This is a genomic window from Chromobacterium alticapitis, assembly GCF_002924365.1.
Lineage (GTDB): Bacteria > Pseudomonadota > Gammaproteobacteria > Burkholderiales > Chromobacteriaceae > Chromobacterium > Chromobacterium alticapitis.
In genome coordinates, this window is the sequence record NZ_PQWB01000144.1 from 1 (window position 1) to 1,709 (window position 1,709).

Consider the following 1,709-nt stretch of genomic DNA (forward strand, 5'->3'; position numbering starts at 1 on the left):
TGGAAGTCGGCACTGACTCGCTTTACCATCCAGTTTGAAGGGCGCATTCCTCAGGCGTAAACCCAACCCCGTTTACACAAAAATTCGGACACCCTCGCCCAAGAGCTGACAACTAGGCTGCACAGCTGGTTTGCCGCCTTCGATCAGCAGGTTACGTTGGTGTTCGATTACGCGGCTGACTGGGACCTGCTCGCTGATGCCCTGCAAGGTGACGCAGGCCTGCCATTTCCCGATAATCTGGGCGAGAAATGGCTGCTGACCCCCGAGGAGATGGGGACGGAGGTTTTCCTGCGCGCATTGGCTGCAGCTTATGGTGCAGAGTGCCCCCCGCATCATGCTTTGGCTGATGCTTATGCTTTACGATCAGCGTTTTGTCATGGAGGCAGGCTACCTTGCCGCATTCTTAGGGCTGCCCTGCCTTCAATGGCCGAGGCCGCCCACCTTTAGTTAGTGCCCACGAGGAGTGGAGTAGCCTGTCCCGTTGTCCGGTTACTCGTTCTGAGGTAAAAGGCTTGGGATTCCTTCGTGAAATGGAACGCATCAATGTAGCGCTGTCCCGCGGGAAAGAATTGTTGGCCATTGTGGGTGACCATCTGTACTGTACAGTACCGTACCTGATGTCGTGAACCCCTTGAAGGATGTGCTTGATTACATCCGTCGGAACCCGGATACATGCATGCTGGAGGTGTTGTCCTAATGTCGCTGGAGAACACTCTCAAGGAAGCTGCGCATGCTCGGCCGGGCTATGAGCTTTCGACTTTCAAGGAAGCGGGTCTTCCGGTCTATGTCCTGACCCTTCGAATCCTGGTCCTGGAGCGAAAGCCGCTTGGCCCAATTGATGAGGCTGTCCTGCGTGCGGTGAGGGCGGGCCTTTCAGAACCTCAGGACATCGTTGCTTTCCTGGGGTTGCCATCATCTGTCATCACGCCAGTCCTCGCCGGTCTCAATACAAACGAGCTCATCAACTACTCTCGTGCTTCGGTCGACGATTCTGCAAAGGTTACCTTGTCAGCCAAGGGCAAATTGGCACTAGCAGAGGCTTCGTCTGTTCGGCCTCAAGAGCGGATGGTCCGTGTTTGCTTTGATGCGCTGGCCAAGAAACTCCTGTTCATCGCACCAGAGCAATTGAACAAGCCTCGCGAGATGAAGGATTACGGATACTTTGAGGTACCCCACTGTAACAGTAAGCGGCCTGAAGTGGATGACATCCCCATGGATGATTTCGACAGAATGCTGCAGCGCATGCAGGTGCGAGAGGAAGATAAGGGGGAGCTGCTTGCGATACGCCGCATCGAGCGTCGCGAGTTACGCTACTTGAAATGTGTCACCTTGTTCTATCGCAGTCTGTCAAAACGTGACGAGATTGAAGTTGCCTTCTGGCGAGAAGATGGTTCAAGCCTTGAGCACGAGAACTGCTTCCGTGTACTGGGAGGGCCTGCATTGATAGGTGCCCAGGTGCTGGCCAGGGCCGCCGCACTCGGAATGAATATTCATGACTGAAGCCAACCCATTGACTTCAATGGCTTATTCGCAAAATTCGATGAAAATCAAGGCCGTGCTGTCTGATAAAAGCAAGGTCAAGCAGTTATAAAAGTGCTGCACTGACTCGCCGAGCGGTATGTGTTTCTGAGTTCTGTCCATGTAAAGCAAGAGCACCTCCGAACTGCATAGCCTAATAAAATCAGCTGCTTGCAATCATTTTCACTCTA

General features: G+C 53.5%; 2 protein-coding genes. Both read left to right on the top strand.

The window, feature by feature from the left end:
• The first annotated feature begins 473 nt into the window (after nucleotides 1–473).
• Nucleotides 474–626, top strand: a complete 153-nt coding sequence (locus tag C2I19_RS22915) for an AAA domain-containing protein (protein ID WP_146056885.1) — start codon at nucleotides 474–476, stop codon at nucleotides 624–626.
• Between the two features lie 70 nt (nucleotides 627–696).
• Nucleotides 697–1,500, top strand: coding sequence for a hypothetical protein (locus C2I19_RS19645; protein WP_103904301.1), 804 nt, complete (start codon nucleotides 697–699; stop codon nucleotides 1,498–1,500).
• Nucleotides 1,501–1,709 lie beyond the last annotated feature (209 nt).